The organism is Kitasatospora sp. NPDC051702, assembly GCF_040681575.1.
GTDB lineage: Bacteria > Actinomycetota > Actinomycetes > Streptomycetales > Streptomycetaceae > Kitasatospora.
The window spans coordinates 45,420-62,291 of sequence record NZ_JBFAZB010000015.1; the positions used below are offsets into that span (position 1 = coordinate 45,420).

Sequence of the window (16,872 nt, forward strand, 5' to 3'; positions counted from 1 at the left end):
GGCTGGGGAGGTGCGGCACGGACACAGCTCGGTAACGAGCGGCGTCACCTCTTGTGCAGTGCAATTTCACATTACTATGTTACGGGTCACACCGCGGAGCGGCCAGGCCTTGACGGCCGCCCTCCCGGTCGGGCCCCGGACCACTGCCGGGGTGGACCACGGGCTTCACGGCAGGCCCCCCACAGCGGAGTTGCACATGACCAGGCGCACCCACGCCGCCCTCGCGGCGGCACTCGCGGCCACCCTCACCCTCGGCCTCGGGGCCTGCAAGAACGACAAGAGCGACACCGGCGGCGACGCCGCGCCCTCCAGCAGCAAGGGCCCGGGCGCGGAGTCCGGCTCGGTCATCGGCGGCACGCCGGTCAAGGGCGGCACCCTCACCGTCCTCACCAACCAGGACTTCGCCCACCTCGACCCGGCCCGCAACTGGGTGGTGCCGCACATGGACTTCGGCACCCGGCTGCTCTACCGCACGCTGACCACCTTCAAGTCCGAGCCGGGCGCGGCCGGCAGCGAGATCGTCCCGGACCTCGCCACCGACCTGGGCAAGTCCTCCGAGGGCGGCAAGGTGTGGACGTTCACCCTGAAGGACGGCCTCAAGTACGAGGACGGCAGCCCGATCAAGTCCGCCGACATCAAGTACAACGTCGAGCGGTCCTTCTCCCCGGACCTCACCGGCGGCCCCGACTACGCGGCCCAGTACCTGGCCGGCGGCGAGAACTACAAGGGCCCGCTGAGCGGCGAGCACCTGGCGAGCATCGAGACGCCGGACGACCGGACCATCGTCTTCCACCTCAAGCGCCCGGTCGCCGAGTTCTCGGACACCGTCACCCTGCCGACCTTCTCCCCGGTGCCGCAGTCCCAGGAGAAGGGCACCCAGTACGACTCGCACGTGTTCTCCTCCGGGCCGTACAAGATCGAGACCTACGACCGCGGCAAGCAGCTGGTGCTGGTCCGCAACACCAACTGGGACCAGTCCACCGACACCGTCCGCAAGGCGTACCCGGACCGGATCGTGGTCACCCAGGGCATCAAGGGCGGCCAGGCGGACGACCGGATCATCGCCAGCGACGGCGCCGACGCCAACGCCATCAACATGCCCTGGATGCAGCACGAGTCGGTCGCCAAGGTGCTGCCCAAGGCGGACGTCAAGTCCCGCATGGCGGCGGAGCAGACCGGCTGCACCGACATGCTCTACATGAACACCGCCAAGGCGCCCTTCGACGACCCCAAGGTGCGCGAGGCGATGATGTGGGCGGTCGACCGCGAGGCCCAGGTGACGGCCTTCGGCGGCCCGGCGGTGACCGACGTGGCGACCTCCTTCCTGCCGCCCTCGCTGACCGGCGGGGTCAAGGCCGACCCGCTGAAGATCCCGGCGGCCGGTGACCCGCAGAAGGCCAAGGACCTGCTGAAGGCGGCGGGCAAGACCGACCTCAAGGTCGGGCTCACCGTCTCGCTCGGCGACAAGACCCGCGCCGAGGCGATCCAGCAGTCGCTGGCCAAGGTCGGCGTCCAGGTCACCGTCAACACCGTGGACCCGTCCGCCTTCGCCGACACCATCGGCGACATCAAGAACGCTCCCGAGCTGACCATCAACGGCTGGTGCCCCGACTACCCGTCCGGTGCGACCTTCCTGCCGTTCCTCTTCGACGGCCGCACCATCAAGGAGAAGGGCAACCAGGGCAACTACAGCCAGTTCAAGGACCAGGCCACGATGGACCGGATGGACCAGATCGCGGCCATGACGGACGTCAACGAGGCCAACAAGGCCTGGCAGCAGCTGGACGAGGACCTGATGAAGAAGGCCCCGGCCGTCCCGCTGATGTGGCAGCGCCGCCCGCTGCTGGTCGGCACCAACGTGGCCGGCGCGTTCGGCAACTCCGGCTACGCCGGCATGATCGACCTCGCCGTGGTCGGCCTCAAGGACCCCGCCAAGGGCAAGGGCTGAGGGGCCGCACCGATGAGTACCACCACTGAGCCCGCCGCCGTGGACAGCACGGCGGCGGGCCCCGCGAAGGCCGCCGGACGCGGCCCGTGGCGGCTGGTCTGGGACCAGCTGTGGGCGAAGGGGTCGGCCCGCTTCGGCCTGATCACGGTCGGCGTGCTGCTGCTCGCCGCCGCCCTGGCCGGACCGCTGAGCTCGCTCGGCGGCTGGTCCCCCGAGGAGTTCGACAAGCGCGCCGTCGACCCGTACCTGGGCGGCATGCCCCGGGGCGACTTCGGCGGCATCGGGGCCCGGCACTGGCTGGGCGTCGAGCCGATCACCGGGCGCGACCTGTTCGCCCGGGTGCTGCACGGTGGCCAGGTCTCGCTGCTGATCGCCTTCACGGCCACCGCCGTGGTCGTGGCCACCGGCACGCTGGCCGGCATCGCCGCCGGCTACTTCGGCGGTCGGACCGACACCCTGTTGTCCCGGCTGATGGACCTCACGATGTCCTTCCCCTCGCTGATCTTCATGATCGCGATGATGTCGGTGGCCAGGGACGTCAACCGGATCCTGCTGATCACCCTGGTCATCGGCCTGTTCACCTGGCCCGGCATCGCCCGCGTGGTGCGCGGACAGACCCTGTCGCTCAAGCACCGGGAGTACGTCGAGGCCGCCAAGGTCGGCGGGGCCCGCTCCTGGCGGATCCTCACCCGGGAGATCCTGCCGAACGTCTCCGGTCCGATCATCGCCTACACCACGCTGCTCATCCCCGGCATGATCGCCACCGAGGCCGCGCTCAGCTACCTCGGCGTGGGCGTCCGCCCGCCGACGCCCTCCTGGGGCCAGATGATCGCCGAGAGCATCGTCCACTACGAGACCGACCCGACGTACTTCCTGATCCCGACGGTCTTCCTGTTCCTCGCCGTGCTCGCCTTCACCCTGCTCGGGGACGCGCTGCGCGACATCCTCGACCCCCGGGGAGGCCGGTCGTGATCCTCTACCTCGGGCGCCGCCTGCTCGGCGTGGCGGGCATCCTGCTCGCCATCTGCGCCATCACCTTCACCATCTTCTACCTGCTGCCGAACGATCCGGCCGCGGCGGCCTGCGGGAAGACCTGCAGCCCCGAGCGGCTCGCCGACGTCAAGGCCGCGATGGGCCTGGACAAGCCGGTCTGGGAGCAGTTCCTCGCCTACCTGGGCGGCATCTTCGCCGGCCGCGACTACGGCAGCGGCCCCAGCGCCGTGCACTGCGGCTTCCCGTGCCTCGGCTACTCCTACGAGTACGGGCTGCCGGTCTGGGACCTGCTCACCGACCGCCTGCCGGTCTCGATCTCGCTGGCCCTCGGCGCGGCCGTGCTCTGGCTGCTCCTCGGACTGGGCGCCGGCGTCACCTCGGCGCTGCGCAAGGGCGGGGTCACCGACCGGACCCTGATGGTGCTCTCCGTCGGCACCGCCTCGCTGCCGGTCTACTTCACCTCGATCATGCTGATCTGGGGCGTCGTGCGCACGGCCGGGCTGCTGCCCTACCCGGCGTACCACGCGTTCGGCGAGAACCCCTTCGCGTGGGCCTCCAACCTGCTGCTGCCGTGGATCGCGCTGGCCCTGCTGTACGCGGCCATGTACGCCCGGCAGAGCCGCAACTCGATGATCGAGACGATGGCCGAACCGTACATCCGCACCGCCCGGGCCAAGGGCCTGCCGGCGCGGACCGTCACCGTCAAGCACGGACTGCGCGCCGGGATGACGCCGATCCTCACCATCTTCGGCATGGACCTCGGCGGGCTGCTGGCCGGTGCCGTCATCACCGAGTCCATCTTCGGCCTGCCGGGCGTCGGCCGGCTGTTCTACGACGGCCTGGGCCGCTCCGACCAGCCCGTCATCCTCGGCGTCACCCTGCTCGCGGCCTTCTTCATCGTCGCGGCGAACCTGCTGGTCGACCTGCTCTACGCGTTCGTCGACCCGAGAGTGAGGTACTGATGACCGCACTGTTGGAGGTCGAGGACCTCGGGGTCTCCTTCGACACGCCCCGCGGCGTCGTCCGGGCGGTGGACGGCATCTCCTTCACCGTCGGGGCCGGGCGCACGCTCGGCCTGGTCGGCGAGTCCGGCAGCGGCAAGTCGGTCACCTCGCTGGCCGTCATGGGACTGCACCGCGGCGCCGCCGTCACCGGCTCGATCCGGCTGAACGGGCAGGAGCTGAACGGGCTGGGCGAGCGCGAACTCGGCGCCGTCCGGGGCCGCCGGATCGCGATGATCTTCCAGGACCCGCTGTCCAGCCTGCACCCCTTCTACACCGTCGGGGAGCAGATCGCCGAGCACTACCGGGTGCACTTCAGGGCCTCCCGCAAGGCCGGCCGCGAACGCGCGGTCGAGATGCTGGCGGAGGTCGGCATCCCGGAGCCGGCCCGCCGGGTCGACGAGTACCCGCACCAGTTCTCCGGTGGCATGCGCCAGCGCGTCATGATCGCCATGGCGCTCGCCTGCGAGCCCGAGCTGCTGATCGCCGACGAGCCCACCACGGCCCTCGACGTCACCGTGCAGGCGCAGATCCTCGACCTGATCGCCCGCATCCAGCAGGAGCGCGGCCTCGGCGTCGTCATGATCACCCACGACCTCGGCGTGGTCGCCCGGGTCGCCCACGAGGTGCTGGTGATGTACGGCGGCCGGGCCGCCGAACAAGCGCCGGTGGACCGGCTGTTCGCCACCCCCGCGCACCCCTACACCCGAGGCCTGCTGGACTCGCTGCCCCGGCTGGACGACACCGACGACGCCCCGCTGCGGGCCATCCCCGGCAGTCCGCCGTCACTGATCGCCCCCGCCCCCGGCTGCTCCTTCGCCCCGCGCTGCGCCCGCACCACCGCCGCGTCCGCCGAGGAACACGCCCGCTGCCGGGCCGAGCGCCCGCTGCTCGGCCCGCTCGCCCCCGGCCACCAGGCCGCCTGCCACCTGCCCCTGGTGCCGGAAGGAGCACGGCCATGACCGACACCCTGCTGTCCGTACGGGACCTGGTGAAGACCTTCCCCGGTCGGCGCGGGCGCACCGGCCGGCCCGGCCCCCCGGTCCGGGCCGTGGACGGCGTCAGCTTCGACGTCGGACGCGGCGAGACACTCGGCCTGGTCGGCGAGTCCGGCTGCGGCAAGTCGACCACCGGGCGGATGATCGTCCGGCTGCTCGACCCGACCTCGGGCACCGTCACCTTCGACGGCACCGAGATCGGCGGGCTCCCGCAGGCCCGGCTGAGGCCGTACCGCAGGCACCTGCAGATGGTCTTCCAGGACCCGTACTCCTCGCTCAACCCCCGGCAGACGGTGGCCCGGATCATCTCCGAGCCGATGCTGATCCAGGGTTCGAGCGCGGCGGACGCGCGCCGGCGGGCCGGCGAGCTGATGGACCTGGTCGGGCTGATCCCCGAGCACATCGACCGCTACCCGCACGAGTTCTCCGGCGGCCAGGCGCAGCGCATCGGCATCGCCCGCTCGCTCGCCACCTCACCCAGGCTGGTCATCGCCGACGAGCCGGTCTCCGCGCTCGACGTGTCCATCCAGGCCCAGGTGGTCAACCTGATGGAACGGCTCCAGCGGGAGCTCGGCCTGGCGTACGTGTTCATCGCGCACGACCTCTCGGTGGTCAAGCGGGTCTGCGACCGGGTGGCGGTGATGTACCTCGGGCGGATCGTCGAGATCGGCGACAAGGCCGAGGTCTACGGCAACCCCGCGCACCCGTACACCAGGGCGCTGCTGTCCGCGGTGCCGCTGCCGGACCCTGCGGCGGAGCGGGCCCGGGAACGGATCGTGCTGCTCGGCGACCCGCCGAGCCCGGCCAACCCGCCGTCCGGGTGCACCTTCCACCCGCGCTGCCCGAAGGCGCAGGAGGTCTGCCGGACGGAGCGTCCGCTGCTGCAGATCGCCGGTGCGGGCGGCCGGCAGGCGGCCTGCCACTTCCCGGAGGCCTGACTCCGGGTACGGGCCGGCCGCGGGGGCGCACCCCGCGGCCGGCCGGCACAGACCGCCGTACCGTCCCGCTGTTCCCACGCGGGGCGGTGCGGCATCCAACGGGCGAGGGGCACCCCCTCGCCGTCACGCGCCCGGTCGGACGCGGCGGGGAACCTCACGAGGGCCGCGTCCGACCGGGTTCTCGCGCTGCCCGGCGGGGCCCCGGCGGGGCCCCGGCGGGGCCCCGGCGGGGCGCCCCGCCGGGCTTCGGTCTGCGGCCGGGTCGCGTCGGCCGAACGGCCCTTGCCCAGGTCGCCGGTGGCCGAACGGCCCTCTCCCCGGTCGCCGACGGCCGAACTCGGCCCTCGCCCGGGTCGCCGTCGGCCGAACGGCCCTCGCCCGGGCGGGACGTGCGCCCGCCCGGTGCGGTGGGCGGGGCACGGAACGGCCCCGGTCCCCTTCGTCGGAAGGGAACCGGGGCCTTCGCCGTCCGGGTGCGATCCGGCGGGCCGCACCCGGACGGTCGTGGATCAGTTGTGCTCGGCGGTGTCCGACCGTGGTCCGGTCGTGGTCCGGTCGTGCCTCAGGAGGCCGGCCCCACCCGCACGGTGGTGATCCGCCCGCCCTGGGACTCCCGGACGACCTCGATCCGGGTGTTGGTGTCCGGCACCTTCACCGAGAGCTGCGGGGTGGCCGGGTCGGCGTACACGCCGGTGTGGTCGTTGAACACCGGGACGGCCGGCTCGGACGGGATCCGCACCGCGACGCCGCCCTTGTGCAGGGTGAACGGCGTGGTCGGCTTGAGCGAGAACGTCGCGTCGTAGGTCTGCGCCCGCCCGTTGACCAGGGTGCCGTCGGCGAAGCGGATCGGCGCCGGGTGGGCGTCGATCGGCAGGATCAGCCCGCCGCCGGGGTGGTCCTTGGTGTTGTTGTCGCCGTAGGAGGTGTCCCACAGCCAGAGCAGGACGCCCTCCTGGTACGGGTAGGTGTCGACGACGTTGGCCTTGCCGGTGACGCCGGTGTACCCGAAGTTGTACGGGCCGGTCTTCAGGAACGCGCCGTATCCGGTGTAGCGGCGGTTCTCGGCGATGTACGCGCGCGGGTGCTGCTTGACGGCGGTGCGGCCGGTGATGACGGTGAAGCCGGTGGCGGTCCAGCCGCCGGTGCCGTTCTCGGCGCCGTCGGCGAACAGCACGGTGCCGCCGGCGGTCAGCTGCACGGCGTCGACCAGCACGCCGCGGCCGTGGGTGTTGCCGTCCGAGGTGGCGTGGACGCGCAGCCGGACCTGCTGGCCGAGGTAGCCGTCCAGCGGGATGTGCAGCTTCCGGTAGCCGCCCGAACTGCCGCTGAGGCCGGGGGTGTTGGCGGTGGTGTTGCCGATCGGCGAGCCGTCCACGGTGCCGCCCAGTGCCGTCCAGTGCTTGCCCTGGTCGGTGGTGGCCTCGACGGTGAGGAAGTCGTAGTCCTGTTCGGTGTCGTACCAGACCGCCGCGTCCAGGGCGGCCGGTCCGGCGGCGGTGCGCAGGTCGACGTCCCGGGTGAGGGAGTTGTCGAGGTTGTCGCCGGTGTCGCTCCACCACTGCTTGCCGCCCTCGTACGGGTCGGCGAGATCGGTGCTGGTGGTGCCGTCCGGCAGGTGGACCAGGACGGCCTGGGCCTGGTCGGTGTTGTAGCTGCTCACCCCGAGGGCGTGGCTGGACCGGGTGGCGGCCTGCGCCTCGTCGTAGTTGAGCCAGCCGAACTGGAGCTTGCTCCAGGCGTCGAGGTCGCCCGGGTAGCCGCCGGTGGTGTTCGGCCCCTTGCCGAGGTACGAGCCGGAGGACATCAGCGACCAGAAGTTGACGCTGTTGTCGCCGCCGGTGGTGCTGTACAGGTCCGGCAGGCCGAGGTTGTGGCCGTACTCGTGGGCGAACAGGCCGACACCGCTGTTCTCGCCGGCCTGGACGTAGTCGTAGACGTAGAGACCGGTGTCGCCGACCGGCGCGCCGCCGATCTTGTCGCCCTCCGGCCCGGTCTGGCCGGTGGCGTCCGGGAACGCCCAGCTGCGGTGCGCCCACAGGGCGTCGGCGCCCTGGGCGCCGCCGCCCCAGGTCTCGTCGACGCCCGCGTGCACCACGATGACGTTGTCGAGGTAGCCGTCGGGGCGGTCGAAGTCGCCGTCCTTGTCGTGGTCGTAGCGGTCGTGCACGTCGTACTGGGCGAGCTGGGCCCTGATGTCGGCCGCGCTGCGGCCCTTGGCGATCTCACCGTCGTACCAGGCCTTGACGGCGTCCCGGACGAACTCCTGGGCCTGGGTCCAGGCGCCGGAGCCCTGCGGGCCCTTGTTGCTGCCGTAGCGGGCCTCGTTGTACGGCACGGTGACCCAGTCGCTGACGGTGCCCTGGACGTCGTACCGGCCGGAGGACTGGGTGCGGTAGTAGTTGCGCATCGACACGGCGCCCGGCGTGTCGTCGAAGAACATCTTCTGGTAATGGTCCCGGTCGAAGTCGGCGGACCACAGGGTGTGGTTGTCGTCCCGGCCCGGCTCGGGGATCTGGTTGTGCCGCGGGCCCGGGGTGCCGCCGTAGCGGGGCTGGCCGTTGTACTCGGTGGTGTTGTCGACCTGGTCGCCGAACTGGGCGAGGATCACGAAGACCTTGTCGGTGCGCTGGTGGGCGAGCTCGACGTAGTCGTTGCCGACCTTCACCTTGGCGGGGGCCCGCTTGTCGGCGGTCTTGGCGACGGTGCCCTTGTTGAGCTGCTCCAGGGCCTTGCTGCGGAGGGCCTGGCGTTCGCGCTCCTGGGGGACGAGCGGTGCGGGCGGGGCTTCGGCGCCGCCGGCCCCGGCGCCCTGCTCGGCGGCGGCGATGGTGGCGGGTGCGGGGGGTGCGGCCTGGGCGGGGGTGCCCAAGAGGGTGGCCGCTATCGCGCTCGTGGTGAGCGCGGCCGCGAGTGCCGCGGACAGTCTGCGCAACTGACCGGTCCTTTCCGGGGGATGGGGGATCGTGCTTCGGCGAAGCGCAGGTAATATTTCACATGTCACGGGTCACGTGGAAGAGGGTCGGCGCAAGCGGAGGGGCGCCGCACCGCGGTGCGACGCCCCTCCTGTCGGCGCGTCAGCGGGTGGTGTACTCCACCGTCACGCTCACCACCACGAGCACCCCGTACACCACCGCGAGGGTGTTGCGCCCGGCGCCGTGGAGCGCCAGCGCGGCCGAGCCGAGCACGGCCAGCTTGAGCACGATCTCCACGGCGAGCGGCTGCGGGAACCGCGGGCCGCCCGCGGCCAGGAACAGGCCCCACAGCCCGGCCGCGAGGGCGGGCGCGCCGATGCCCAGCAGCAGCCGGACGGCGAGCGTGGAGCCGGTCCTGAACCCCCAGTAGCAGAGCGCCGCCAGCATCGCGAGCTCCAGTCCGAACGCGAGCCCGCCGTTGACCACGGTCAGCGGCGTCCACTGCCGTCGGCCGATCGGTCCGGGTCTTTCGATCCTCATCCGTCCGCTCTCCCCGTCGTCGTCGCGCCGCCCGGGCCGGGCGGCGACCACGCGGAGTGTCGCAGCCCGGCCCGGCGAACTCAACGGTTCGGCCCGGGGAGCTCAACGGTTCGGCCCGGGGAGCTCAACGGTTCGGCCCGGGGGGCGGCGCGGGAGGGCGGATTCAGCCCAGGGAGGAGCGCAGGAAGGCCAGTTCGGCCAGCGCGACCTGTTCGTTCACCCCGCCCGGAGTCATGTGGGTGACGCCCGGCAGCGGCAGCACGGCGTGCGGGCGGCCCGCCCTGGTGAGGGCCTCCGACAGCAGCAGGGTGTGCGAGGGGTGGACGTTGTCGTCCGCCAGCCCGTGGATCAGCAGCAGCGGCCGGGTCAGCCCCGGGGCGTCGGTGACCAGGCAGTCGTCCGCGTAGCCCTCCGGGTTGTCCCGGGGCAGCGCCAGGTAGCGCTCGGTGTAGGCGGTGTCGTAGTGCCGGAAGTCGGTGGGCGGGGCGCCCGCGCAGGCCGCGTGGAACACGTCCGGGCGGCGCAGCACGGCGAGCGCCGCGAAGTAGCCGCCGTAGGACCAGCCGCGGACGCCGACCCGGTCGAGGTCCAGGTCGGGATGCCGCTCGGCGAGCGCGTGCAGGGCGTTCACCTGGTCGTCCAGGGCCACCCGGGAGAAGCGGCGGAAGATCGCCCGGGTGAACTCCGGCGAGACGAACGGGGTGCCGCGGTTGTCGGTGGTGACCACGGCGAAGCCCTGGTCGGCCCACCACTGGCGGAGCTGCCAGCGGCGCGGCTCGTTGGCCACGGCCTGGAAGCCGGGGCCGCCGTACACGTCCAGCAGGACCGGCAGCCGGCGGCCGGGGACGTGCCCGCGCGGGTACACCACGGCGGTGGGCAGGGCGAGTTCGGTGACCCGTGCGAGGCTCGGCCGGACCCGGAACGGCAGTGCGGCGGCGAGGTCGGTGAGCGGCAGCTCGGCGCCGTCCCCCTGCGTGCCGAAGCCCCGCAGCAGCCGGCGGCGGACGCCGTCCGCGTCGGCCGAGGTGAGCAGCAGGGTGTCGGCCGCGGCCAGCGCCGAGTGCACGCCGCCGCCGGTGCTGACGGCCTCGGGCGCGCCGCCGTCCGGGTCGACCAGGTGGACGTGCTGGTCGGCCGGATCGCCGTGGCCGGTCTCGCAGAGCAGCCGGCCGCGCAGCCGGCCGACCACCCGGCGGACCTGCAGGCCGGTGGTGTCCAGCGGCTTGCCGTCCACGGCGAGTCCGCGGGCCTGCGGGGTGTCGTGGACGGTGAGCAGCCGGCCGTCGGCCAGCCGGGCGGGCGTGCCGGGCAGGTCGTCGACCCAGAACGCGTCGGTGGTGCGGGAGAGTTCGCGGACCGCGCCGGTGGTCGGGTCGGCGGTCAGCAGCAGGACGTTCTGCTGCAGCCGGTCGGCGACGGTGAGCAGGACCTCGTCGTCCGAGGCCCACTCGGCGGCGCAGAGGTACGGGTACGCCGCGGCGTCCCACTGCAGCCGGACCTTGCCGCGGTCGAGGCCGAGGACCCAGAGCTGGACGTCGGCGTTGGGGCCGCCGGCCAGCGGGTAGGCGAAGTCCTCGGCGGGCTCGCCGGGCCGGGACGGATCGGCGAAGTACCGCCGGGGGAGGGCGGATTCGTCGACCCGGGCGGCCAGCAGGGCGCCGCCGTCCGGGCGCCACCAGTGGCCGCGGGAGCGGCCGAGCTCCTCGGCGGCGGCGAACTCCGCGACGCCCCAGCGGGCACCGTCGGAGGGGGAGAGCGGCACGGGGTCCGGGGTGACGTACAGGGCGTCCTCGGCGACGTAGGCGACGCGCTCGCCGGTGGCGTCCGGCCGGGGGTCGAACGCGGGCCCGGCGACGGGGAGTTCGGTGCTGGTGCCGGTGGCGGTGTCGGTGCGGAACAGCCGGCCGTCGAGGACGAACACGGCGGTCGCGAGGTCGGCGGTGGCCGCGTACCCGCCGATGCCGGCGGCGACCAGCCGGGTGCGCTCGCGCAGCCTGCGTTCGACGGCGGGCAGGTCGTCGCGGTGGCCGGTGCGCCCGGGGGCGAGCGCGGCGGGGTCGGCGACCAGCCGTTCCGTGCCGGTGGCGGTGTCGAGCAGGTGGAGGCGGTCGACCGGGTCCTCGGGGCCGGTGGAGCGGAGCAGCAGCAGCCGGGTGCCGTCCTCGGCGAGGGTGAACGCGCGCGGGGCACCGAAGGTGAACCGGCCGGTTCGGGCGCTGCGGGACAGGAAAGGATCGGTGATGGTCACGGCCCGATGGTGGTCGCGGTGCCCGGGGCCGGACCAGTACTCTGTCATGTGAAATGTCACACATCACGACCTGGGAGGATGCCGTGATCGAGGACCTGTGGGCCGCCGAACCCCCGGCCCCGCTGCCCGCGGCCGACGGGCTGTTCAGCGTCTCGGCGGGCGCGGCGCACCTGAACCACGGCTCGTTCGGTGCGGTGCCCGTCCCGGTGCAGCGGGTGCAGGAGGAGCTGCGCACTGAGCACGAGCTCGACCCGGACGGCTTCTTCGCCGACCTGCCGGCCCGGATCGCGGCGGCCCGGATCCGGATCGCCGCCGACCTGGCGGCCGACCCGGACCGGCTCGCCCTGGTCTCCAACGTCACCGAGGCGGTCGCGATCGCCCTGGACACCGTCGCGCTCCGGCCCGGCGACCGGATCCTGGTCACCGACCACGGCTACGGCGCGGTGACCGGGGCGGCGGCCCGCCGGGCCGCCGAGACCGGCGCCGAACTGGTCGTGGCCGAGGTGCCGCTGGACGCCCCGGACGAGCGGGCCGTGCGGGAGGCCGTGCTCGCCGCCGTCGACGAGCGGGTCACCGTCGCCGTGCTCGACCAGCTCACCTCGCCGACCGCCCGGCTGGTGGCCGGTCCGGCCCTGCTCGCCGAGCTGCGCGCGCGCGGTGTCACCACCGTCGTGGACGGCGCCCACGCGCCCGGCATGCTGCCCGCCCCGGCCGACCCGCACGCCGACTTCTGGTTCGGCAACCTGCACAAGTGGGCCTTCGCCCCGCGCGCCACCGGGGTGCTCGCCGTGGCGCCGGACTGGACGGAGCGGGTGCGCCCGCTCGCCCTGTCCTGGGAGCACGACAAGGGCTTCCCCGGCAACGTCGAATGGCGCGGCACCTGCGACTACACACCGTGGCTGGCCGCCCCGGCCGGCTTCGACCTGCTGCGCTCGCTCGACGCCGCCGCGGTGGCCGCGCACAACACCGCGCTCGCCGCGTACGGCCAGCGGGTGCTCGCCGAGCGGGCCGGCCTGCCGCCGCTGCCCGGCACGCCCGGGGTGTGGATGCGGGCCGTCCGGCTGCCGGCCGGCCGCTGCGAGACGGAGCAGGAGGCGAAGGCGCTGATGGCCGAGGTGTGGCGGCGGCTGGCCACCCGGATCGCGGTGCGCCCGTGGGCCGGCGGCGGGGTGCTGCGGGTCAGTGCACAGCTGTACAACCGGCCGGGGGAGTACGAGCGGCTGGCCGAGGGGCTGGCCGGGCTGCTGAAGGGCTGAGCGGGCGGGGCGGGCCGGGCGGGCCGGGCCCCGTCGGGCCCGCGCCGCCGTCCGGCCTCCTACCCGGCGGCCTGCCCGGCACCCAACTGGGCTTCCCGGTCGGCACCCTGCTCGGTGCCCGGCCCGTCGGCCCGGTCGGCGCCGGCCCGCAGTTCGGCGAGCAGCAGGTTCTGGTCCGCGAGCAGCCCGGTGAGGATCCGCCGGGCCGCTCGCAGCAGGTCGGCCACGTCGCCGCCGGCCAGTGCGTACACCACGGTGCTGCCCTCCCGGGTGGCGGTGACGATGCCGGACCGGCGCAGCACCGCGAGCTGCTGGGAGAGGCTGGACGGTTCGACCGCCAGCTCGGCCAGCAGGTCGCGCACCGGTGTCGGGCCGGCCTGGAGCAGTTCCAGCACCCGGATCCGGACGGGATGGCCGAGCATCCGGAAGAACTCGGCCTTGGCCTGGTAAAGCGCTACCGCCACGAGGCCCCCCTTCCCTGGTGTCGGCCCGCTCAGATCTCCAGCGCGACTTCGATCCGCTTGAGCTGGTGGCGGGCCATCGCCAGGTTGGAGCGGGTGCGGTTGAGGGCGAGGAACAGGAAGAGGCCGCGGCCGCTGGGCGTGGTGATCGGCCGGACCATGTGGTACTGGTTCGTGAGGCTGATCAGGATGTCCTCGATGTCGTTGTCGTGCAGGTTGAGCATCTCCATGGCCCGCATCTTGGCCCGGACCACGTCGGTGTTCCCGGCGGCGGCGACGTTGAGGTCGAGCTCCCCGCCGTCGCCGAGGCTGCCGAGCGCCATGCCGCTGCCGTAGTCGACCAGCGCGACGCCGATCGCGCCGTCGATCGCCATGGCCTCCTTGAGGGACGTCTCCAGGTTCGCCATCGTCGGTGTCCTCCCGTGAGTAGGTGGCGGTGAGCCCGCTGTGAGACCGAAGGTAAGCAGGACCGCTCGGGTTCCACCGCGAATGATCGGAGACGTTCGAAGCTGGTCGGACTCTGATCACTTGAAGACATTTGCAACTATGGATCTGAGAGAGATCTGATCTCGCAGCTCGGAAAAACGGTGCTATCGATGTCAGTGCCGCCGGGTAACCTCTCGCTGAGATGCGAGATCACACCAACCACACCCGGACGGCGATGAACACCCCTGAGCCCGAGCCCCACGACGACCGGGAGCTCAGCCCCGCCGAGGCGTACGCGGCCAGCCGCCGCCGGGCCAAGGAGCAGGCCTCCGCCCTCCACGGCTTCCGGCAGCTGTACGACTTCCCGCTGGACGACTTCCAGGTGGAGGCCTGCGAGGCGCTGGAGGCCGGCTCCGGCGTGCTGGTCGCCGCCCCCACCGGCTCGGGGAAGACCATCGTCGGCGAGTTCGCCGTCCACCTGGCCCTCCAGGCCGGCCGCAAGTGCTTCTACACCACGCCGATCAAGGCGCTGTCGAACCAGAAGTACGGTGACCTCGTCAAGCGCTACGGCGCCGCCAAGGTCGGCCTGCTCACCGGCGACAACACCGTCAACGGCGACGCCCCCGTGGTGGTCATGACCACCGAGGTGCTCCGCAACATGCTCTACGCGGGCTCCAGCACCCTCGACGGCCTCGGCTACGTCGTCATGGACGAGGTCCACTACCTCGCCGACCGCTTCCGCGGCGCCGTCTGGGAGGAGGTCATCATCCACCTCCCCGAGTCGGTCACCCTCGTCTCGCTCTCCGCGACCGTCTCCAACGCCGAGGAGTTCGGCGACTGGCTGGACACCGTCCGCGGCGGCACCAGGGTCATCGTCTCCGAGACCCGCCCGGTGCCGCTGTGGCAGCACGTGATGGCCGGGAACCGGATGTACGACCTGTTCGCCGACCCGGACCGCGACGGCCGCCCCAAGGCCGGCCCGCGCAACCCCGGCAAGCTGGTCAACCCCGAGCTCGTCCGGCTCGCCCGCTCCGAGCTCGACCGCAACCCGCGCGACCGCTTCGGCCGCGGCCGGGGCCGCAGCATGCCCAACGGGCGCCCCGGCCGGGTCTGGACCCCGGGCCGGGTGGACGTCATCGACCGGCTCGACGCCGAGGGCCTGCTCCCCGCGATCACCTTCATCTTCAGCCGGGCCGGCTGCGAGGCCGCCGTCCAGCAGTGCCTCAGCTCCGGCCTGCGGCTCAACAAGGACGGCGACCGCGCCAGGGTCCGGGCCATCGTCGAGGAGCGCTGCGCCGACATCCCCGACGAGGACCTGCACGTCCTCGGCTACTTCGAGTGGCTGGACGGCCTGGAGCGCGGCATCGCCGCCCACCACGCCGGGATGCTGCCGCGGTTCAAGGAGGTCGTCGAGGAGCTGTTCGTGAAGGGCCTGGTCAAGGCCGTCTTCGCGACCGAGACGCTGGCCCTCGGCATCAACATGCCCGCCCGCTCGGTGGTCATGGAGAAGCTCGTCAAGTGGAACGGCGAGACCCACGCCGACGTCACCCCCGGCGAGTACACCCAGCTCACCGGCCGGGCCGGGCGGCGCGGCATCGACATCGAGGGCCACGCCGTGGTGCTCTGGCAGCGCGGCCTCGACCCGGAGGCGCTGGCCGGGCTCGCCGGCACCCGCACCTACCCGCTCAAGTCCAGCTTCCGGCCCTCCTACAACATGGCCGTCAACCTGGTCTCCCAGTTCGGCCGGCACCGCTCGCGCGAACTGCTCGAGACCTCCTTCGCCCAGTTCCAGGCGGACCGCTCGGTGGTCGGCATCGCCCGCCAGGTCCAGCGCAACGAGGAGGGCCTGGACGGCTACCGGGCGTCGATGACCTGCCACCTCGGCGACTTCGACGCGTACATGGACCTGCGCCGCCGGCTCAAGGACCGCGAGAACGAGCTCGCCCGCGAGGGCAGCAGCCAGCGCCGCGCCGCCGCCGTCGAGTCCATCGAGCGGCTCAAGCCGGGCGACGTCATCCACGTCCCCACCGGCAAGTTCGCCGGTCTGGCGCTGGTCCTCGACCCGGGCCTGCCGCCGGTCGACCGCTCCGGCCGGGGCGGTTCGCGCCACCCCGACTTCCAGGACGGACCGCGCCCGGTGGTGCTCACGGCCGAGCGGCAGGTCAAGCGCCTCGCCATGATCGACTTCCCGCACCCCGTCGTCGCCGTCGAGCGGGTGCGCATCCCGAAGTCCTTCAACCCGCGCAGCCCGCAGTCCCGCCGGGACCTCGCCTCCGCGCTGCGCACCAAGGCCGGCCACCTGGAGCCCGAGCGGTTCCGCCGCGGCCGGGCCGCCGCCGCCGACGACCCGGAGATCACCCGGCTGCGCACCGAGCTGCGCCAGCACCCCTGCCACGGCTGCGACGAGCGCGAGGACCACGCCCGCTGGGCCGAGCGCTACCACCGGCTGCACCGGGACACCGAGCTGCTGGAGCGCCGGATGCGCTCCCGCACCCACACCATCGCCCGTACCTTCGACCGGGTCTGCGGACTGCTCGCCGACCTCGGCTACCTGCAGGGCGACGCCGTCACCGAGGACGGCAAGCGGCTCGGCCGGCTCTACGGCGAGCTCGACCTGCTCGCCTCCGAGTGCATCCGCGAGGGCGTCTGGAGCGGCCTGGCCGCCGCCGAGCTCGCCGCCTGCGCCTCCGCGCTCGTCTACGAGGCCCGGCAGGCCGACGACGCCGGCGCCCCCCGGGTGCCGGAGGGCGCCGCCAAGGAGGCGCTCGGCCAGATGGTCCGGATCTGGGGCCACCTCGACGCCCTGGAGGAGCAGCACCGGATCAACACCGCCGAGGGCGTCGGCCAGCGCGAGCCCGACCTCGGCTTCGCCTGGGCCGCCTACCGCTGGGCCCTCGGCCACAGCCTGGACCAGGTCCTGCGGGACGCCGACATGCCGGCCGGCGACTTCGTGCGCTGGACGAAGCAGCTGATCGACGTCCTCGGCCAGATCCAGGACGCGGCGGGCGAGGACGTCGAGCTCCGCAGGACGGCCCGCAAGGCCGTCGACGGCCTCCGCCGCGGCATCATCGCCTACTCCTCGGTGGGCTGAGCCGAACCGGGGAGCGCGAGGGGCCCGCACGGATCGCTCCGTGCGGGCCCCTCGCGTCCG

At 73.1% G+C, this 16,872-nt stretch carries 12 protein-coding genes; 7 read left to right on the forward strand and 5 right to left on the reverse strand.

Annotated features, from left to right (window positions below; translation table 11 throughout):
• Positions 1-196: 196 nt before the first annotated feature.
• From AB0N04_RS15400 to AB0N04_RS15420, 5 genes are read left to right on the forward strand one after another with little or no spacing between them, the layout of a single operon-like run.
• Positions 197-1,948 (forward strand): ABC transporter substrate-binding protein, encoded by a 1,752-nt coding sequence (locus AB0N04_RS15400; RefSeq protein ID WP_360208676.1) that lies wholly within the window; start codon positions 197-199, stop codon positions 1,946-1,948.
• 12 nt (positions 1,949-1,960) lie between these two features.
• Positions 1,961-2,920, forward strand: a complete 960-nt coding sequence (locus tag AB0N04_RS15405; protein WP_360208679.1) for an ABC transporter permease — start codon at positions 1,961-1,963, stop codon at positions 2,918-2,920.
• Positions 2,917-3,903 (forward strand): ABC transporter permease, encoded by a 987-nt coding sequence (locus AB0N04_RS15410; RefSeq protein WP_360208681.1) that lies wholly within the window; start codon positions 2,917-2,919, stop codon positions 3,901-3,903. Before AB0N04_RS15405 ends, AB0N04_RS15410 begins: the two co-directional genes overlap by 4 nt.
• The gene (locus tag AB0N04_RS15415) at positions 3,903-4,904 is read left to right on the forward strand and encodes an ABC transporter ATP-binding protein (protein WP_360208684.1); all 1,002 of its coding nucleotides are present in this window, start codon (positions 3,903-3,905) and stop codon (positions 4,902-4,904) included. The genes AB0N04_RS15410 and AB0N04_RS15415 overlap by 1 nt, the downstream gene beginning before the upstream one ends.
• On the forward strand, positions 4,901-5,878 hold the full coding sequence (locus AB0N04_RS15420) for an oligopeptide/dipeptide ABC transporter ATP-binding protein (RefSeq protein WP_360208687.1): 978 nt from the start codon (positions 4,901-4,903) through the stop codon (positions 5,876-5,878). The genes AB0N04_RS15415 and AB0N04_RS15420 overlap by 4 nt, the downstream gene beginning before the upstream one ends.
• Positions 5,879-6,440: 562 nt before the next feature.
• Here AB0N04_RS15420 and AB0N04_RS15425 read toward each other — a convergent pair.
• The 3 genes from AB0N04_RS15425 to AB0N04_RS15435 form a co-directional block, all read right to left on the reverse strand.
• Entirely contained in the window at positions 6,441-8,810 is a 2,370-nt protein-coding gene (locus tag AB0N04_RS15425; protein WP_360208689.1) for an immune inhibitor A domain-containing protein, read from the reverse strand.
• A 142-nt stretch (positions 8,811-8,952) separates the two neighbouring features.
• Complete coding sequence (locus AB0N04_RS15430; RefSeq protein WP_360208692.1) at positions 8,953-9,330, reverse strand: YrdB family protein; 378 nt, start codon at positions 9,328-9,330, stop codon at positions 8,953-8,955.
• A 163-nt stretch (positions 9,331-9,493) separates the two neighbouring features.
• Positions 9,494-11,578, reverse strand: coding sequence for a prolyl oligopeptidase family serine peptidase (locus tag AB0N04_RS15435; RefSeq protein WP_360208695.1), 2,085 nt, complete (start codon positions 11,576-11,578; stop codon positions 9,494-9,496).
• A gap of 53 nt (positions 11,579-11,631) precedes the next feature.
• On the opposite strand from AB0N04_RS15435, the gene AB0N04_RS15440 reads away from it, so the two are divergent.
• Positions 11,632-12,834 carry an aminotransferase class V-fold PLP-dependent enzyme gene (locus AB0N04_RS15440; RefSeq protein ID WP_360208698.1) on the forward strand — a complete coding sequence of 401 codons (1,203 nt, stop codon included), beginning with the start codon at positions 11,632-11,634 and terminating at the stop codon, positions 12,832-12,834.
• A 59-nt stretch (positions 12,835-12,893) separates the two neighbouring features.
• Here AB0N04_RS15440 and AB0N04_RS15445 read toward each other — a convergent pair whose 3' ends face one another.
• Together AB0N04_RS15445 and AB0N04_RS15450 are read right to left on the reverse strand one after the other, a co-directional pair.
• On the reverse strand, positions 12,894-13,298 hold the full coding sequence (locus AB0N04_RS15445; RefSeq protein ID WP_360208701.1) for a metalloregulator ArsR/SmtB family transcription factor: 405 nt from the start codon (positions 13,296-13,298) through the stop codon (positions 12,894-12,896).
• 29 nt (positions 13,299-13,327) lie between these two features.
• Positions 13,328-13,702, reverse strand: coding sequence for a hypothetical protein (locus tag AB0N04_RS15450; protein WP_360208703.1), 375 nt, complete (start codon positions 13,700-13,702; stop codon positions 13,328-13,330).
• Positions 13,703-13,956: 254 nt separating this feature from the next.
• Here AB0N04_RS15450 and AB0N04_RS15455 point away from each other — a divergent pair, with 254 nt between their 5' ends.
• Positions 13,957-16,812 carry a DEAD/DEAH box helicase gene (locus tag AB0N04_RS15455; RefSeq protein WP_360208933.1) on the forward strand — a complete coding sequence of 952 codons (2,856 nt, stop codon included), beginning with the start codon at positions 13,957-13,959 and terminating at the stop codon, positions 16,810-16,812.
• The last annotated feature ends 60 nt before the right edge of the window (positions 16,813-16,872 follow it).

Coding starts and splice junctions, on each gene's coding strand:
- AB0N04_RS15400 (WP_360208676.1), top strand. CDS start 197: ATGACCAGGCGCACCCACGCCGCCCTCGCGGCGGCACTCGCGGCCACC.
- AB0N04_RS15405 (WP_360208679.1), top strand. CDS start 1,961: ATGAGTACCACCACTGAGCCCGCCGCCGTGGACAGCACGGCGGCGGGC.
- AB0N04_RS15415 (WP_360208684.1), top strand. CDS start 3,903: ATGACCGCACTGTTGGAGGTCGAGGACCTCGGGGTCTCCTTCGACACG.
- AB0N04_RS15420 (WP_360208687.1), top strand. CDS start 4,901: ATGACCGACACCCTGCTGTCCGTACGGGACCTGGTGAAGACCTTCCCC.
- AB0N04_RS15430 (WP_360208692.1), bottom strand. CDS start 9,330: ATGAGGATCGAAAGACCCGGACCGATCGGCCGACGGCAGTGGACGCCG.
- AB0N04_RS15440 (WP_360208698.1), top strand. CDS start 11,632: ATGTCACACATCACGACCTGGGAGGATGCCGTGATCGAGGACCTGTGG.
- AB0N04_RS15450 (WP_360208703.1), bottom strand. CDS start 13,702: ATGGCGAACCTGGAGACGTCCCTCAAGGAGGCCATGGCGATCGACGGC.
- AB0N04_RS15455 (WP_360208933.1), top strand. CDS start 13,957: ATGAACACCCCTGAGCCCGAGCCCCACGACGACCGGGAGCTCAGCCCC.